Here is a 17,117-nt window from a genome sequence, read left to right as displayed (position 1 = left end):
CAGGGCGGTTTGGTGCGGTATGCATCACAGGACCTTCCAGATCACGCGGCGGACGGATCGAACAACTTCGTCAAGAGGCTGGTCGGCATCGATTTCCGCCACCAGCGTTTCGTCGGGAAAACGAAGGGCGCGGACCACGTCGATCCGGTTTTCGATTTCCTCAGCGCTCATCTCGGGGCGGCGGGACAATGCCACCTCGGGCGAGGCGATGAGCTTGATCACGACGTCAGGTGGGTAAAGCCGAGCGTCGGCATAGGCGCGGGCTTCCCACCGTGCCAGCGCCTGGGCAAGGCGGGAGGACGAGCTTGCAAAGCGGCCAAGCAGGCAGCCATCGTTGAAGCCTTGGAACTGGTCTTGCGGGTAGCGATCGCAGATGACCACCAGACCACGGTTCCGGGCGCGGATCATCCGCCGCAGCTTCGCGCGTTTCTCAAGGCTGAGGCTGAGCGCCCAGGGGATCAGCGCGACGGCCCTGAGACGCCCACGCAAACCGCTGCGGCGCTGGCTTGGCGTGCCGCTCGCGGCGCGTCGGTCGACAAGGCGCCGGGCGATCTGCAGTGGCAGTCGCAGCAGCGAACCGGGACCGTCGCCGCTTCCGAAATAGATCGGAACCACGTCGAGTTTCTGCCCAAGCCAGGACATCGTGTCGGCGCGCATCGTCGACTTGCCCGCTCCGTCGGAGCCGAGAAAGGCGACAACAATACCGCCCCGTGGCGATGTGCGGCGCAGCGGGATCGCCCAGTGAAACCGCCTGCGGCTTAATCCGCCGAGAATCCAGAAGATCTCCCGCACCTTCATGAACAGCGCTGCCGAGATGGCGCCGTAGGTCCGATGCGGGCGCAGCGCGGCACGCACCACCTTGGCGAAGGCCGCACGGTCGGAATGTCGGGCCCCGTCTGCAAGGATACGGCGCAGTGGCGCTTCGGTCTTCGGTCCTATCAGCCTGGCAGCGAGCGAGACAACCGCATCAGCTTCAGCGCGCTCGACCAGCCAGGCGAACTCGCGTTCGAAATCATCGTTCCCGCCTTTGACACGGATCCATGCGGCAACGGTTGTTCTGATCCGCCGCTTGAGGGCGTCGCGGACGAGAAGCAGCAAAAGCTCCATTTCGGGGGCGGTGACATAGGCGCCGTGAATGGGGTCAAACCTGCGCGTCGCGAGGGCCTGCGCTTCCCAAGGCAGGCGGTAGCCTTTGAGGTGCTTCTGGCCAAGCGTGAGGCGGTGATGCAGGTGAAGGTGAACCAGCGTTCCGGTCGCGTCGTCAACGGCGAGATAATCCTCGACCGCCGGATAGGCGGTAAGCGCGGTCGCCTGGAACCGGCGGAAACCGCTTTCGCCGAGGATGCGCTGCAAATCGTCGCCGCGCCACGGTTCCACCAGAACGTCCAGATCCGTGAGGCCCCGCATCCCGGCACCCAGGTGTTCATTGCTTTTCCAGTGGCAGTACTGCAGGTCGGCAGCATGCAGGCGGTCAAGAAGCCGCTGCACTACCGCGAGGCCGATTTCGGGTACCGGCGCGCCGCCCCAGGTCGCGCGTTGCAGCAGGTTTTCACGATCATCTTTCATCACGATACCCGCCTTTGAAGCAGTGCGATGCCGCGCCGCATGCGCATGGGGCCGACATTGGCGAGGGCGAGCAGCAGGCGCTCTCGATCCGGCCCGAGAAAGAGCTGCGGGCGCATCCAGATCAGAAGCGGCACCAGCAGCGCGGCAACCAAGACCGTGCCGCCGACGACCGGAACTGATCCCGCGCCGGTGCCCCGCAGGCCGGTTGCGATGGTGAAGCTGCTCCCGCCGAGGATCAACGCGAGAAGCGCGCCAGGCAGATGCGCCTGCCCGAAGGTTCGCCAGCTCATGGCGGACAGGCGCAGGCTAAGCTGCGCCATCATCAGGAAATTGAGGGCGAGGGCGCATAGGACACCGATCGCTACGCCGATCAGCCCCCACTGCTGCCCGGACAGCGCGCCGACAAAGACCGCCATGGCGAACACACCCTGGCGCCAGGCCCGGGCATATACGGCGCCGGTGGCGCGCACGATGGAGTCGCTGATCTTGGAACTGGTGCGGAACAGCATCCCGAGGGCAAGGAAGCGCAGCGGCACCGCCGCGCTCGCCCAGTTCGGCCCCAGCAGGATGTGCACGATTTCGGGGGCGAGGATGGCAATGACGACACCGGCAGGCAGCATCACCGTCGCACAGGCGAAAATACCGCCACGATAGGCTCGGGCCAGACGTTCGGGCTGGCTCTGGACGCTGGCCATGGTCGGGAACAGCACCCGGTCGAGAGCCTGCCCCACCAAGATCGCGGGCGCGGCCATAAGTTGATAGGCATGACCGTAGAGCCCAAGAGCCACCGGCCCAAGCCAGCGCCCGACGACCATGTTGTCGGCCTGGGACGCGAAGTAGTTACAAAACTTGGCGATGGTGAAGCCCGTGCCGAAATAGAGAAGCTCACCGACGGCACGCGATTCCAGCATGAGCCGGTTTTCATGCGGTTGGCCGAAAAGCAGTATCAGTGTCCGGGCGATATTCTGCGTCAGGTAGGCGCCGACCAGCGCATAGACCCCGAAGTCCATCAGCGTGAGTACCGGTGCCACCACGATGAAGCCGAGCCCAAAAGCCCCCGCCTCGACCAGTGCGAGCCAGCGAAAGCGAAAGGTGCGAAGGGCTAGCGCCTCAGCCACCGTCGCGAGGCCGCGTAGTGGGAAACCGAGTGCCATGATCCGCACCACTCCCGCCAGTTCGGGCATCTGAAAGAAACTGGCGATCGCATCCGCCAGGAGATAGGCGACCAGCCCCACGACCAGCCCCATCGCCACCGACAGCGTGAACCCTGTGCGGATATGCCGGGGCTCAAGCGCGGAGCGCTGAACGATGGCTGGGCTGACCCCGAGTTCGGAAATGATCGCGCAGAAGCCGCCGACGACCATCGCCGCCGCGAAGAGGCCGAACTGTTCAGGCGCCAGCAGCCGCGCCAGGAAAATAATCGCGATCACCTGCAGCAGCGCCCGCGCGCCGACCGCCAGCGAGGTCCAGCCGAAGCCGGAAATCGTCGTTTCGGTGAGTTTTCGTCCGCCCGTCATCGCGTCACGCTCCAAAAACACGGGGGATATCGGCTTTGGTGCCAGTTACCCGCTGGCCAGTCACCTGTTTCTCCGTCACCCGCTGGCCTGTCATGCAATGGCCCAATCGCTGTGCAGGTTGATTTCAAACAGGCGCCCGTCCGGTTCCTGGTCGTAGCCGTAATCGACGGCATAAAGCGACATCTTGTCCCCGTCATTCGGGTCGCTGCTCGGCGCGAGTTCGAGCCCCTTCAGCTTTGGCTTGCCGCCAGTGATCGGGCTTCTGTAATCGTTCAGCAGGTCGGTCGAGGCGAGAATGTTGTACTCGCGGTCCACTTCAAAGATGGTGCCGCGCGTGCTGCCGCTTGAGATATAAAAGACATCCTGCGCTGCATCGTAGGCCAACCCCTCGGCATCTTCGATTTCGCTTGGCAGAACAGTCCGTTCGACCAGGTCACCAGTTGCGGATAGTTCGCTAAGTTCCCGGCTCGACCCGTTGAGCAAAAAGATGTGGCCCGTCGCAGGATCAATCACCGGATCTTCAGCGTCTTTGATATCGAGCGCGCCCACGTCAATCTGGCCGAGCAGGACCGTCGGGTCATTCGGATCGGTGATAAAGATTTTATTGGCGTCGTCGTCGGTGATGTAGAGAAGGCTGTTGAACGGATTATAGGCCACTCCCGTCGGCTCATCGCTGTAGCTGATCAGCGAGAAGGCGTCGACATAGGTTCCGTCGAGCCGGGTCGCGAACAGGTTCACGGGGCTGTAATACGGGCTTTCGTTATGCTCGGAATCCACGATGAACAGCAGGTCGAGTTCGGGCACATAGGCAATGCCGGAAGGATCACCTGATCCATAGCCCGAGGGGTCGCCGGGGAAATAGTCGGTCGTGTTATGGATTGCGACGACGGCGGGGGAAAGGGGCTGCACCACGGCGTCGTTGTCGATCACCGAAACCGAAACGCTGGACGTCCTGCCATCATAGGCGGTGTCGGGGCTTGAGGTCGTCAGGATCAGGGTGAAATTCTCTGTCCCTTCGGTAATCGTGTCGTCGATCGCGCTGAGCAGGATCGTTTGCGATGTCTGCCAGTTTTCGGAGGTGAAGGTCAGGGTTTGGGGCGTGAACCCGATATCATCCGGCCCCGAGGTCGAGATTGTGATCGTCACGTCCGCAGTTGGCGCAGTTTGCAGCGAAACCGACAGGCTGTCTCCTTCTCCGTCCTCGGTGACGATCGTCGATCCATCGCTTTCGGTGACCGTGATACCCGGCACAGGATCGGTCGGGATAGAGTAGGTCACCGACAGGGTCGGGGCGGTGCCGCTCTCGGATGATCCGAAGCGCAGACCGTTGTCGCCGCCGACAGTCATCAGCCAGCCGTTGTTGGCCAACCCATCGGACCACGCTTGCAGGCTATGCGTCACATCAATCAGCTCGGTCCCCTTGTCGAGGCGGCTGAGCGCAACATCGGGGGTCGAAAATGCCTCCACGTCATCCGTCTGAATGCCGTTGCCGAAACCGCTCCAGGTCATTTCCGGCTGGCTGGTCCAATCTTCCGCCATGAGGTGGAACGCCACCGAATCCCTGGTGCCGTTGGACAGCACCAGCGTCAGGGTCGCCGAGGTGATCGTCGCGCCAAGTGGAATCTGCCCTGGCCCGTTTCCGAAGATCTCCGAGAACTGGATGAGCCCCTGCATCTCGCCGCCTGCCTTGTCGGCGCCATCGACATAGACAACGGGCTTGGTGTCATAGCTTCTGTCCGCGCGGCTTTCCCGGATGTAGGTGTCGATCGTCCCCAAATACCCCCCGACATTCTGCTGGAAGCTGGTTGTCACCTCTGCGGCATTCTCAGCCGTAGGAACATAAGCCGCGGCGGCTTGGTCGATCATCGTATAGGTTGGGGTAACGTCATCCTCATGCAATTGGACGCTCCGGTCGGTGCTGCCATTGCTGCCGAACAGCCAGCCGAAACTCTCAATGCCATAAGACCAGCTTTGCAGGCTCCGCATCACCTCAATGACACCGGTGCCGGAGAAAAGACCGCCGGAGGAGCGGTGCGCGCTGCTGTTATCCGTCAGACTGCAAACGCCGGTGGTGTCCCAGTTCCAGTTTGCCAGGCCGGTCCAAATAGAGGAAATTATCGGTCCGAACGGGATTTGGTCTTCACCGTCCCCGAATGCATTCGAGAAGTTGACGAAGCCCAGTGTTTCGCCCGGAAAATTGTGGAAACCGTCGACGTGGACATCGGGGGTGGAATCATAACGGTCATCCGACGCATTTTTCCAAATAAAGGCGTCTATCGGGTCATCAAAGTCATATAGATATTTCTTATTTGCAGTTGTCGACATTTTTTCACCTATTTAACAAGCAACATTTCCCCGAACCCAAAGGCAAAAGTAAAAGGCTATACAATTGCAATGTTTCCGAGAATCTGAGAAGGATTTTGCATCAGGGCGCTTTTCGAGAGCCCGATGAATGGGGTTTTTGGGGTCAAGGGATGAGGAATTGTGCGTCGTGTTGCGCCAATTATTGTTATGCATGCAGCCCCCTTTCTTCCATGCGCCGACGTGGCACCCGTCGGGTCCCGTCTGCCAGCAATTGCGTCACGATCTGGTGCGCTGTCTCGTCTGGCCTTGCGGTGCCGTCGACGGTGATGATCCGGGGCGCGATGCCGCGCGCGTGGCCGACGGCCGTTAGGGTGTTGAGAAGAGACCGGCGCAGGAATTCCGCTTTCTCCCACGTGCGTTCGGCGTCGGTGGCGTCTCGGATTTGCAGCCGCGAATGCTTCGAGTGCCGGGCAGCAAGGCGGTCGGCGCAAATCGTTGCTGGGGTTGCGACCGATACGTAGATGCGGCTGTTGGTGACCGCACCAGATAACCCGTCACCCATCAGCGACTGGGTGTCGCCATTCAGGGCGCGCAGTTGGACCGACCAGAGCGCTTGCAGCAACCCCTGATCGAGGACCGCGCTCATGCCGTGGCGTTCGAGCCGAGCATAGAACGCCATGATCGTGGCAACAGTGGAGACGGCGCGGAGCTTGTCTCGCAAATGCGGCTGCTGGATCGCCAGAGTCTGTCTTACTGCGTTGCGGCTGCCGCCGTCATGGCCAAGGTTGGATAGGATCAAACGCAGCTTCGCGGCCGCACGGGTTGTTTTGCCTGCTTCGTCCCTGAAAAAATCGGGGGCGAAGATCAGGTCAGGGTGTCTGCGTGCCAGTGCCGCGTGAACTTCGCGCGCAACAGTCGTCTTTCCCGACCCGGGCAAGCCGAAAAACTCGACCTTCAGCCCACGCATCAGCCCGTGTCCCGGCGCGGTGGCAATCCTTGATCGCTGCGAGTGAGGCAATTGGTTCATGCAGGGGCCTCCCTGAGCAGGCTGCGCGGCAGCAGCTCTTCGTAAATTTCAAGCGTCCGCCTCGCCATGAAATCGGCATCCCAACGGTCCAGCGGCGTGGCGCGGGCTTCGGCAGCCATCGCCGCCCGCCGCTCGGGAGACGAGACAAGCTGTCCGAGCCTTTCACGGAAACCCTCCCAGTCTTCCTGGGGGACAATGAAACCGTTCACGCCATGGGTAATGATCTCTTCGATGCCGGGCAGATCGAACAGGACAACCGGCCGCCCCACTGTCAGGGTTTGCAGCACCGTTCGCGGCAATCCTTCGCGCTCGGCGGTGTGGATGCAGATATCGGCCATGGCGATGATCCGTTCGGGATCGGTGCGGTATCCAAGCAGCGTGACCTGGTTTTCAAGGTCGAGGTCCCTGATCGTGTCCTCAATCGCTGACCGAAGGTGCCCATCCCCTGCAAAGACGAGGTGCAGCTCCGGTAACTGTTTGAGAAAAATCGCGATTTCCCGCAGGAGTTCGAGGTGCCGTTTGCGCGGTTCAAGCACGGCAAGCATGGCGATGACGACCGGGCGAGGGGCGTCTGAGCCGAGCCCGAGAAGATCGCGCCAGCCCTCTGGTGGCACGGCCTGCCGAAACCGCGAGAGCTCGAAGCCGGAGGGGACGACAAAGTGCTGTCGGCTTGCGCCGACTTTGTGGTCTTGGCAGGCGCGCCGCATCCCCTCGCTGACATGGATGAAGCCATCGGTCATCCGCGCCGTGGCCCGTTCGAGCCCGAGATAGACGGCCTTTTGGGCTGGTCCGACGCCGAGAAATGGCAGGATATGGACGCCATGCACGACAAGCGGAACACGGGCCGATGCTGCGGCGAACCTGCCGATGATGCCGGCCTTTGACTGATGCGTATGCACCACGTCGGGCTGGATTTCCCTCAGCAGACGACGGATTTCGAGGAAAGCAGCCGGGTCCTGAACCGGGCTGAGGTTTCGTACCAGGTTGGGCACCGCTACAAGCTCTGCTCCCGGGGCGAGCGCCCGTGCGAATTCGGGCAGTACGTCACGGCCATGCATAAGGATCACCTCATGCCCGGCGGTGACATGGCGGGCGGCTGTCAGCAGCGTGTTTTCCTCGGATCCGGCGCGAAGAAGGCGGGTAAGGATATGGACGATCTTCATTCCACCGCCCCGCTCTTGTGTGTCTCAAGCGTTTTCAAGGTCAGGCCCCCGTCATCCGGAGAGCCGCCGGCAAGGTCATGAACAGGATCCTGAGATCCTCAAGAAGCGACAGGTTTTTAGAATAGAGATGGTCGAGTTCGACCCGTTCTTCGTAGCTGATATCGTTCCGACCCGAAATCTGCCACAAGCCAGTCATGCCGGGACGTACGCTTATGTAGCTGTCGATGACATGCCGGTAGAGCGGCAGTTCATCCTTGGTCACCGGGCGTGGCCCGACGAGGCTCATATCCCCGCGAATGACGTTCCAGATCTGCGGCAGCTCGTCGAGGCTCGTCTTCCGCAATATCCGGCCCAAGCGCGTGATCCGCGGGTCTTTGCGCAGTTTGAAATCCCTGTTCCATTCGGCTGCTGCTGCCGGATCTTCGCGCAAAAGCTTCTTGAGGCGGGCCTCCGAGTCAGCGACCATTGTGCGGATTTTGAAGCAAGGGAAGGCGCGGCCATTCCTGCCGACGCGGCGGTGTGAGTAGATCGGCTTGCTTCCGTCGATGGCGACGAAGGCCGCCAGAATCACGATGAGGGGTAGAGCTAGTGGCAGGAGCAGGAAAGCGCCGACGATGTCGAAGCACCTTTTGCCCCACAGCGCATAGAGATGGGTCGGCGTCGTTCGACCGAGTTTTCCGATAGGATTGGTGCCTACGGCGGGGGCATAACTCGTATTCGAATAGCTGAAATAGTTCTTGTCTTTGGGTGCGCGAAACATAATACATCTCCCCTTGGCGAGGAATTGTACTTCCAACGCCAACTAAAAGCGTTCAACGCCAAATAAAGGCGTTCCCGCGATACGCGAAGTGTCGCATGCATTTTAGATTTGGAGTGATTGCAGTCGGATCCGAAGATTGATCCGTAATCTCTTCTTGTACTTTTTAATTCACCGTAAACGCTCGGCAAAAGAAGGGCCGAGATAGTTTCTTCGATTTACGGGATTGCGCCTGTATTATTATTATACGGAAAGGCTCAAGAAAATTAGTGAGCCCCGCAATCCTCCGTAGAATTAGTCACAGTTTCTAAACGGTGACAGACTTCCCAGAATGAGTCAATCATTTAGTCATAAATTTGACACGTATCTGACATATTCCTGTCGCAATCTATTTGCGTGGGATGTCCGGGTAAGGATATGTGGGTGCAAACCGAAGCATAGACGTGCGCAAGGAGTGTCAAGGGGGAGACATCGTGTTCGGTGCGTGTCGAGCGTCCCGCTGACAGCCACTGATTGAGCCGATTGGACGAGGTTCAGGATGCATTGAGTTGCAGAAGTATGTGACGGTTGCGGCCAGGGCGATTGGCGAGAAAAAGACATTCGGGCAACGGTCATAGTTATTTGTGACACGCCGCCAGTCCTTCAGTCTTCCGAACGTGATCTCTATGTGGTTGCGCTGTTTGTGGCGGCGCTTTTCGTATCTTGCTGTAGTCTGTTGTTGCTTCCTGCCTGGGGGGCAGGTGCGGATCCCGTTATCTTGCAACGCTTCTCTGAATCAATCGGCGTTGTGCCCGCGATCACCAAGACGCCAATCCAAATTTGATGAGCCCGGCACGCTGTCACGAACAGGTTCAGTGGGTGTCCTTTGCTGTCGCAAACTGCGTGCAGTTTCGTGTTCGTGTCGCCCTTGGTGCGTCTGATCAGGCGGCCACGCCTCTTGTTGTTTCGACGCCTAGATATCCGCTTTGAACCAATCTGAGGCTTATCCATGACATTGATCCAGAGGAACAGCCATATAGGCGACAATTTAGTCTGGCCGTGTGTGAGCGGCGGCAAGGAGCGGAAAGCGGTCAGTGCTCAGATGGGCAGGAAACGCATGGCGCCTTGTTTGCAGAAATTCCGTAAGGCGCAATGCCAATAGGATGATTCTCAGATCGAAGCTTCGACGTGCTGCCAGATCGTCGGCTACGTTTGATGATCACGTTTTGTTGATCGAATTGATCCGCTCACCGAGAGTGGCCGTAACCAAGGGTGCATAACCAAAGCGGACACGTTTTGCCGAAACTGCTTATCTCGTGGCACTATCACCGCAATGGCTACCGCCTTGACCGAAGTCGCCGAAGAGTGCTCGGAGCCGAGGGGGCGTGGCCTTGCAGACTGCGAGTGTCACCACCGCCGACATCAGGACTGGAAAGGCGTCATAAGCGAGATCGAAGAGGTGCTCCCGCCGAAGTTAGCGATAACGAGCTCTAGGGCTGACAGGAGGCATGCTGGCCTTCTGTGCGTCTGAGTAAATGGGAGAGAGAGACCATGACGACCATTGCAGGAATCGCATCAAGCGATACAACCTTCAGCATTCTTGTCTCAGTGATCGAGTTCATCGATGCTGAGAAAGGGACTGCCTATATCGACACCCTCAACAACGCGGCTGCAGATCTCACCGTGTTCGCGCCGACGAATGCGGCCTTTGGTCAACTGGCCACCGATCTTGGCTTCGCAGGGGATACGACCGACGCCGTCGCGGTGACTGAATTCCTTAGCACGCTGGGTGCGGACACGCTCGAAGCTGTGGTGACCTACCATGTTTCGGTTGGGTCACTGTCCTCCGGCGATATTGCTGCGGCCGGATCCGTGACGACGTTGCAAGGCGGCATTATTGATGCCTCCGAATTGCCGACGCTAGGCGACAACGAACCGGATCTGATTGATCCCTCGCTGATTGCAACGGACATCATGGCGGACAATGGCGTGGTGCATGTGATCGACAGGGTACTCTTGCCTATTGATTTGCCCGACAATGATGCCCCGACCGTTACCGGTCTCGTGCTCGAAACGAGTGGTGCGGAGGGCTTTGACGGCAACGGCGCAGACTTCGACATTCTGCGCGATTCCGTGATTGCCGCCGATCTTGCAGGGGTTCTGGACGACGACACCCAGGATTTCACAGTGTTCGCACCGACTGACTCCGCGTTTGTCGGTCTGTCCCAGACCCTCGGGTATGAGGGAAGTGACGAAGCAGGCGCTTTTGGTTACTTGGTCGATGCCCTGCGCTTGCTGAATGAAGGCAATGACCCCATCGAGCTGTTGTCCACCGTTCTGACCTACCACGTAGCGGGCCAGAGCCTGCAAGCCAGCCAGGTGATTGCCACTGGAGAGGTGGAGACGCTGCAAGGCGGGACACTTACGCTCGATGGCCTCAGTCTTGTCGATGCCGATCCGGATCTTTCGAACCCCAACCTGATCGCGACCGATCTTCAGGCTTCTAACGGTGTCGTTCACGTCCTGGACGGCGTTCTTCTGCCTGTCGACCTGTTGCCAACTGATGGGGCGAACGACGTTGACTTCGTGATTGCTGATGATGGACGCGATTTTTTCCGCACGGGGCGGGACAATGACCTGATCGATGCAAAGGGCGGCAAGGACATCGTCTTTGCCGGGGCGGGTGACGATCTGGTGTTGGCCGGTGCACAGCGTGACAAGGTTTTCGGTGGCAGCGGCAACGATACGTTGAAGGGCGAAGCTGGCAGCGACTTCATAAAGGGCGGCCGAGGGAATGACCTGATCGACGGAGGAAAGGGCAATGATTATCTCTTTGGCGGCAGGGGAGCGGACACCTTCGTCTTCGCGGAGGACGACGGTCACGACCTGATTGTTGGTTTCCGCTCAGGCAAGGACAAGATCGACCTCAGCGCGTATGGCTTCGAAAGCTTCGATGAGATCGAAGGGGCCATCAGCGAGCGGGGTTTCCGTACCGAGATTGACCTCGGTGACACGGAGATTACGCTCCTCGGCCTTCGCGGGCATTCGTTGGACGAAGGCGATTTTATACTCTGAAGGGGCAAGACAACCATGGTCCCCGGCCGGATGCCTATCCGGGCGGGGGATGTAGCGGTTCTGGATGTCCGGACTGTTCAGCGGCTTTGTTGATGGCATGGATGCCGCCTCACGGCGGCATCACAATGTGCCAAGGTGATATTGGCGAAAGACATCGCGGAAGGAGAGACCTTCCCTTGCCATGGTACAGAACAGCGCGACCGGGGCTGTCTGAAACCGCCACCTTGGGAGAGAAGCTTGCCCATCAAGCTGCTCCAGCGGGGGAATTCGACGAAATGCTCAAACCGTCCATGGATTTATTGGCAAGCTTTTGGAAGATTTTGGAAAAAGGTTCTTGCGAACTCAAGAGAATGGTATTGTGAATGGCCTTTACAGACCCCACCAGTGTATCACGCGAAATCGGACTTCGAACTGCATAACCACCATGCCGTTCAAGACGTTACGTTTTCTGTCTACCTCCGAAAGTCAAATGGTGCGGGCGGTGGGACTCGAACCCACACGGGCATACGCCCTTCAGATTTTAAGTCTGATATGTCTACCATTCCATCACGCCCGCATCCGGCGCCGAGTGTGAAGCGGGCTTTGGGGCCTGAACAGAGCGACCCCCAGACCAACCTCAAACAGCGCGTTTCAACACCATGTTTCGTATGCAGATTTTCACGCATGCACAAGCGTTTTTGGGACCGCATTGCGCACAGAGGTGCGCCGGAGCGCGGCATCGATCTGTTTTTATGCGCGCATTCCCGGCACTGCACTGGCTGCGTCCGGTGCAGTGGCCGAAGGTCTCATCGTCAGTGTGGACGGGGCGCCCTATAACAGGGCAGACTACGCTGGGAGTGGCTGTAAAACGCTGCCCGGATAAACCTGCCACAAAGAGCCAGATCGGTTGAGATGACCCAATCCGCAGCTACGTCCGATGAACTTGCCAGCGCGATCCGGTCCATCGGAACGCCGGATTTCCTGCCCGCGTTGTTGGATTTCATGCGCACAGCAACGCCGTTTCGCGGGGCCTTTGTCAGTCGGCTCAGCCCCAGCAGGCTGCCCGAGCATATTTATGACAATGTTCGGCAGGAGCGGCGTTCGGTCGTGGTGGACCGCTGGCTGGACCGGGCCTGGCTGCTGGATCCCTTTGTGGTGAGTTATATCAGCGGCAAATATGACCCGGTCATGGTGCTGGATCATGTGGCGCCGGACCGGTTTTCCCAGACCGATTATTTCAGCATCTATTACCGATCCGTGCGGTTGAAAGACGAGATGGCGGTGTTTGTCACCCTGCCGGAGAGCACCCTGTTTCTGTCCCTCGGGCGGCTGACGGGGGAGATGCGGTTTTCCAAGCGGGATCTGGCACGGCTGCGCAATATACATCCGGTGATCTCGGCCTTGTGCGAGCAGCATTTTCACCGGCGTCCGCAGAGCAGCGGCGAGGCGGCGAGCGGCAGCGTCAGCCTTGAGAGCATGATCGAGCAGGTCTGCGAAGGATTGACCTGCCGCGAAATTGAGATCGTACAGCATCTGCTGCGCGGGCATTCCAGCCAGTCGATTGCGTTGCTGCTGGATCTGTCACCCGCAACGGTGAAGGTGCACCGCAAGAACATCTACCGAAAATTGGGGATTTCCTCGCAATCGGCGTTGTTTTCGATCTTTCTGCAATCGGTGACCTGATGAGCGCCTACCCCTTTGGGGGTAGGGCCGACACCCCCTCCTGGAGGTATTTCCCCATTGCCCTTGGGGCTTTAGTCTGACCGGACAGACTGCCAACAGGAACGTGCCGGAACAGATTATGATCAACGTGAGAGAAGTGACAAAACGGTTCGGCATCGGCGCCTCTGCTGTGACGGCACTTGAAACCGTGTCGCTGGATGTGCCGGAGGGCAGCTTTTTCACCCTGCTGGGGCCATCGGGCTGCGGCAAGACCACGCTGCTGCGGTTGATTGCCGGGTTTGAACTGCCCAGCGAAGGCGCGATCGCACTGGACGGGCAGGAGATCGGCCATCTGCCGCCTCACAAGCGTCCGGTGAACACCGTGTTCCAGAATTACGCCTTGTTTCCGCATATGACTGTGGCCCGCAATATCGGGTTCGGGTTGGAAATGCTGAACCGCCCGAAGGCGGAAATCGCTGCCGCCATCGATGACATGCTGAATCTGGTGCAAATGGGCGAGTTCGCCGCACGCCGGGTGGACCAGCTGTCTGGCGGGCAGCAGCAGCGAGTGGCGCTGGCGCGCGCGCTCGCGCCGCGTCCCAAGGTGCTGTTGCTGGATGAACCGCTGTCGGCGCTGGATCTGAAACTGCGCAAGGGCATGCAGAGCGAGCTGAAACGCCTGCAAAGCGAAACCGGCATCACCTTTGTCTTTGTCACCCATGATCAGGGCGAAGCGCTGGCGATGTCCGATCAGATCGCGGTCATGTCCGCAGGACGCGTGCAGCAGGTGGGCACCCCGCAGCAGATCTACACCGCGCCGCAAAGCCGGTTCGTCGCGGATTTCATCGGCGACACCAATATCGTGGCGACGGACCTCCTTGGCTATGACGGGGCGCAGGCGCGGATCAGCTTTTTCGGCGGGGAGCCTGTACTTGCCAATGCGGCCAGCGATGGCTTGCCTCCTGGGGTAGTCTATGTGGCGCTGCGCCCCGAGACCCTTACCGTTTGCGCGGCGTCCGATGCGGCGGCTGTGCTGCGCGGAACCGTGCTCGACAGCAGCTATTTCGGAGCCGGTTCGCAAATGCGGGTGCGGCTTCAGAACGGCACCGAGATTCAGGTGCAGGTGGCAGAGCCCAGCCCGGCGGGCAGCGAGATCGGGCTGATCCCAGAGACCTCCATGCTGCATGTGCTGGCAGACTGATGGGGCAGGGGATGCAACAAACTTCGCCCACGGCGCAGAATTTGCAGCAGGCCGTTGCGGCTCGTAGCAGGACGGTCCGGCGGGTCCGGTTGTTCCTGCTCTTGCCTGCGCTCGTGATCATCGGCGTGTTTGGTCTGGCGCCGCTGTCGATCGCGCTGGTCTATTCCTTGCTGGAGCCGGGAACCTATGGCGGCGTCGAATGGGTGTTCTCGACCGATGCCTATGTACAGTTCCTGTTCGAGCGCGACATTTTTGATGACACTCTGAGTTTCAACAGCGCTTATCTGCAGATCTTTGGCCGCTCTTTCGGGCTGGCGCTATGCGCGATGATCGGCACTTTGATCCTCGGCTTTCCGGTGGCCTATTTCATCGCGGCCCGCCCTCCCGAACAGCGCAACCTCTGGCTTTTTGCCATTACCCTGCCGTTCTGGACCAACCTTCTGATCCGTACCTATTCCATGCTGCTGATCGTGCGCGACGAAGGGTTTTTGAACCTTGCGCTGATGAAACTGGGGCTGATCAGCGCGCCCATCGAGATGCTTTATACCGATGGGGCGGTCTTGGCCGGGTTGGTCTACAGCTATCTGCCCTTCATGATCCTGCCGATCTATGCCTCACTGGAAAAGTTCGACTTTTCCCTGCTGGAGGCGGGACACGACCTTTATGCCTCCCGCGTGCAGGTGTTCCGCCATATCGTCATTCCGATCAGCCGCCCGGGTATTGTGGCCGGATGCGCGCTGGTGCTGATCCCCGCGCTGGGCGCCTATATCACGCCCGAGCTGTTGGGCGGTGGTAAGAAGCTGATGATCGGCAACCTGATTGCCATGCAGTTCGGATCCGGGCGCAACTGGCCCTTCGGCTCGGCGGCGGCGCTGATCCTGATGTCGGTAGTGCTGATCGCGCTTCTGGTATCGCTCCGGGCAGGCGCCGAGAAGGAGAAGGCCCATGGATGATCTGCCCCGCAAGAGGCTTGGCATGCTGTGGCGCAACAGCGAGACGCGTGAGTTGCGGCGTCAGCCCCTGTTCACGGCGCTTTCGTGGCTGGTTCTGCTGCTGCTTTATGCGCCGATCGCCGTGCTGATCCTGTTCTCTTTCAACGACAACCGCTCGGTCGTCGTCTGGACCGAGGCGAGCCTCAAGTGGTACGCCAAGGCGCTGGAGAATGACGACATCCGCAACGCGGCCTGGATTTCGATCCGGGTAGCTCTGACTGCCACAGTCATCTCTACCGTCATCGCGACAATGGCGGCGTTGGCGACAACGCGGGGCGGGAGTTATCGCGGGCGCGCGGCAGCGATTGCCCTGATCAATCAGCCGCTGATGATCCCGGAAATCGTCACCGCCATTGCCACCCTGTCGTTCTTTTCGATCCTGCGACAGTTGACAGGGATCACCGGGCTGGGCTGGCTCATTCTGGCGCATACGGTGTTCTGCATCCCCTTTGCCTTTATCCCGGTGCGCGCCCGTCTTGCCGACATGTCCGAAACGTTCGAGACCGCCGCCGCCGATCTTTATGCCACGCCCTGGCAGACCTTCCGCCATGTCACCCTGCCGCTGCTGATGCCGGGCATTCTGGCGGGCGCAATGCTGGCCTTCGTGGTCTCGCTGGATGACGTGATCATCACCCTGCTGATTGCCGGTCCCGGGGAAACCACCCTGCCGATCTACATCCTGGGCCAGATCCGGCGCGGGGTGACGCCCGAGGTCAACGCGGTCTCCACCATTCTGATCCTGCTGACCGTGGCCATGGTCGCGCTGACCTTCGCCCTGCAACGCAAACGAAAATAACCAGAAGCCCGCACCAGACGGGACCCACCAACCAACAAGAGGAAGATCCATGAAACTGACGATCCTTAAGGCGGGGCTTACCTCCGTCATCGCCCTCAGTGCGGCTGCAGCTAACGCCGAAGGCACGCTGAACATCTACAACTGGGGCAATTACACCAACCCCGAGATGATCGAGAAATTCGAAAAGCAGTATGACATCGAGGTCACGCTGGATGGCTATGACAGCAACGAAACCATGCTGGCCAAGGTCAAGGAAGGCGGCAGCGGATACGACATCGTGGTCCCGGGCGATTATATGGTCGCCATCATGGTGGGCGAGGGGCTGCTGGCCGAAATCAACGCCTCCGAGATGGAGAACTTCAAGAACCTCGATCCGAACTGGGTCGATGTCTACTGGGATCCGGGCCGCAAATACTCAGTACCCTATCAGTGGGGTACCACCAGTTTTACCGTCGACAGTGCGGTCTACGGCGGAGTCATCGACACGCTTGAGGTCGTGTTCAACCCACCCGAAGAGCTGAAGGGCCGCATCAATATGCTCAACGACATGAACGATGTGATCAACGCCGGACTGCGCTATCTCGATTATCCGCGCTGCAATTCCGACCCGGCCCAGATGAAAGAGCTGCTGGCGCTGCTGCTCAAGGCCAAGGAAGACTGGCGCACCATGGATTACGCGGTGATCGAGAAGCTGACCTCGAAGGATGTCGACCTGTCGCAAAGCTGGAACGGCGCCGCGATGCGCGCCCGAGCCGATCGCCCGACGCTGAAATACGCCTATCCCAAGGAAGGTTTCACCGGCTGGATGGATAACGTCGCGGTGCTGGCGGATGCCCCCAACATGGAGAACGCCAAGCTGTTCGTGAATTTCATGATGGAGCCTGAAAACGCGGCGATGACCTCCAACTTTGCCCGCTATGCCAACGGCGTCATCGGCTCCGAGGAATTCATGGACGCCGAAATGCTGGAGGCGCCGGAGATCGTGATGCCTGAAGGCGCCCCGGTGCCGGACTTCGTCAAACCCTGCGATCAGGATGTCGTGGCGATGTACAACAAGGTCTGGACCCGCCTGAAGCAGTAACTCAGCCAAACAGAAGGG

General features: G+C 59.7%; 13 protein-coding genes, 1 tRNA gene and 1 pseudogene. 7 read left to right on the top strand and 8 right to left on the bottom strand.

Annotated elements, in window-relative coordinates; translation table 11 throughout:
- Positions 1-24: 24 nt before the first annotated feature.
- The 7 genes and pseudogenes from SM765_RS04100 to SM765_RS04070 form a co-directional block, all read right to left on the bottom strand.
- Positions 25-1,566: a nucleoside/nucleotide kinase family protein gene (locus tag SM765_RS04100; protein WP_274837401.1), complete on the bottom strand. Its 1,542-nt coding sequence runs from the start codon at positions 1,564-1,566 to the stop codon at positions 25-27.
- Positions 1,566-3,083, bottom strand: coding sequence for a lipopolysaccharide biosynthesis protein (locus SM765_RS04095; RefSeq protein WP_274837402.1), 1,518 nt, complete (start codon positions 3,081-3,083; stop codon positions 1,566-1,568). The genes SM765_RS04100 and SM765_RS04095 overlap by 1 nt, the downstream gene beginning before the upstream one ends.
- Before the next feature lie 90 nt (positions 3,084-3,173).
- The gene (locus SM765_RS04090) at positions 3,174-5,408 is read right to left on the bottom strand and encodes a DNRLRE domain-containing protein (RefSeq protein ID WP_368981415.1); all 2,235 of its coding nucleotides are present in this window, start codon (positions 5,406-5,408) and stop codon (positions 3,174-3,176) included.
- Positions 5,409-5,592: 184 nt separating this feature from the next.
- Positions 5,593-6,414 carry an AAA family ATPase gene (locus SM765_RS04085; RefSeq protein WP_274837404.1) on the bottom strand — a complete coding sequence of 274 codons (822 nt, stop codon included), beginning with the start codon at positions 6,412-6,414 and terminating at the stop codon, positions 5,593-5,595.
- A complete protein-coding gene (locus SM765_RS04080; RefSeq protein WP_274837405.1) occupies positions 6,411-7,577 on the bottom strand; it encodes a glycosyltransferase in 1,167 nt (388 codons plus the stop codon). Before SM765_RS04080 ends, SM765_RS04085 begins: the two co-directional genes overlap by 4 nt.
- 40 nt (positions 7,578-7,617) lie before the next feature.
- Positions 7,618-8,337 carry a sugar transferase gene (locus SM765_RS04075; protein WP_274837406.1) on the bottom strand — a complete coding sequence of 240 codons (720 nt, stop codon included), beginning with the start codon at positions 8,335-8,337 and terminating at the stop codon, positions 7,618-7,620.
- A gap of 550 nt (positions 8,338-8,887) precedes the next feature.
- A pseudogene (locus SM765_RS04070) lies at positions 8,888-9,267 on the bottom strand (transposase); the annotation flags it as partial.
- A 597-nt stretch (positions 9,268-9,864) separates the two neighbouring features.
- Between SM765_RS04070 and SM765_RS04065 the strand changes: the two are divergent.
- Positions 9,865-11,388: a fasciclin domain-containing protein gene (locus tag SM765_RS04065; protein WP_274837407.1), complete on the top strand. Its 1,524-nt coding sequence runs from the start codon at positions 9,865-9,867 to the stop codon at positions 11,386-11,388.
- Between the two features lie 92 nt (positions 11,389-11,480).
- On the top strand, positions 11,481-11,750 hold the full coding sequence (locus tag SM765_RS04060; protein WP_274834783.1) for a hypothetical protein: 270 nt from the start codon (positions 11,481-11,483) through the stop codon (positions 11,748-11,750).
- A 108-nt stretch (positions 11,751-11,858) separates the two neighbouring features.
- On the opposite strand, the gene SM765_RS04055 is transcribed toward SM765_RS04060, so the two are convergent.
- Positions 11,859-11,944, bottom strand: a tRNA-Leu gene (locus tag SM765_RS04055).
- Between the two features lie 335 nt (positions 11,945-12,279).
- On the opposite strand from SM765_RS04055, the gene SM765_RS04050 reads away from it, so the two are divergent.
- The 5 genes from SM765_RS04050 (at position 12,280) to SM765_RS04030 (ending at position 17,099) form a co-directional block, all read left to right on the top strand.
- Positions 12,280-13,050, top strand: a complete 771-nt coding sequence (locus SM765_RS04050; RefSeq protein WP_274837409.1) for a helix-turn-helix transcriptional regulator — start codon at positions 12,280-12,282, stop codon at positions 13,048-13,050.
- 118 nt (positions 13,051-13,168) lie between these two features.
- On the top strand, positions 13,169-14,230 hold the full coding sequence (locus SM765_RS04045; RefSeq protein ID WP_274837410.1) for an ABC transporter ATP-binding protein: 1,062 nt from the start codon (positions 13,169-13,171) through the stop codon (positions 14,228-14,230).
- Positions 14,231-14,241: 11 nt separating this feature from the next.
- Positions 14,242-15,183, top strand: a complete 942-nt coding sequence (locus SM765_RS04040) for an ABC transporter permease (protein WP_274829588.1) — start codon at positions 14,242-14,244, stop codon at positions 15,181-15,183.
- Positions 15,184-15,205: 22 nt separating this feature from the next.
- On the top strand, positions 15,206-16,018 hold the full coding sequence (locus SM765_RS04035; protein WP_274837493.1) for an ABC transporter permease: 813 nt from the start codon (positions 15,206-15,208) through the stop codon (positions 16,016-16,018).
- A 49-nt stretch (positions 16,019-16,067) separates the two neighbouring features.
- On the top strand, positions 16,068-17,099 hold the full coding sequence (locus SM765_RS04030) for an extracellular solute-binding protein (protein WP_368981414.1): 1,032 nt from the start codon (positions 16,068-16,070) through the stop codon (positions 17,097-17,099).
- Positions 17,100-17,117: the final 18 nt, after the last annotated feature.

Origin of the sequence: Pseudophaeobacter sp. 1A09344 (genome assembly GCF_041008745.1) — a bacterium.
Taxonomy (GTDB): domain Bacteria; phylum Pseudomonadota; class Alphaproteobacteria; order Rhodobacterales; family Rhodobacteraceae; genus Phycobacter; species Phycobacter gallaeciensis_A.
This window is presented reverse-complemented; position numbering and strand designations above follow the sequence as displayed.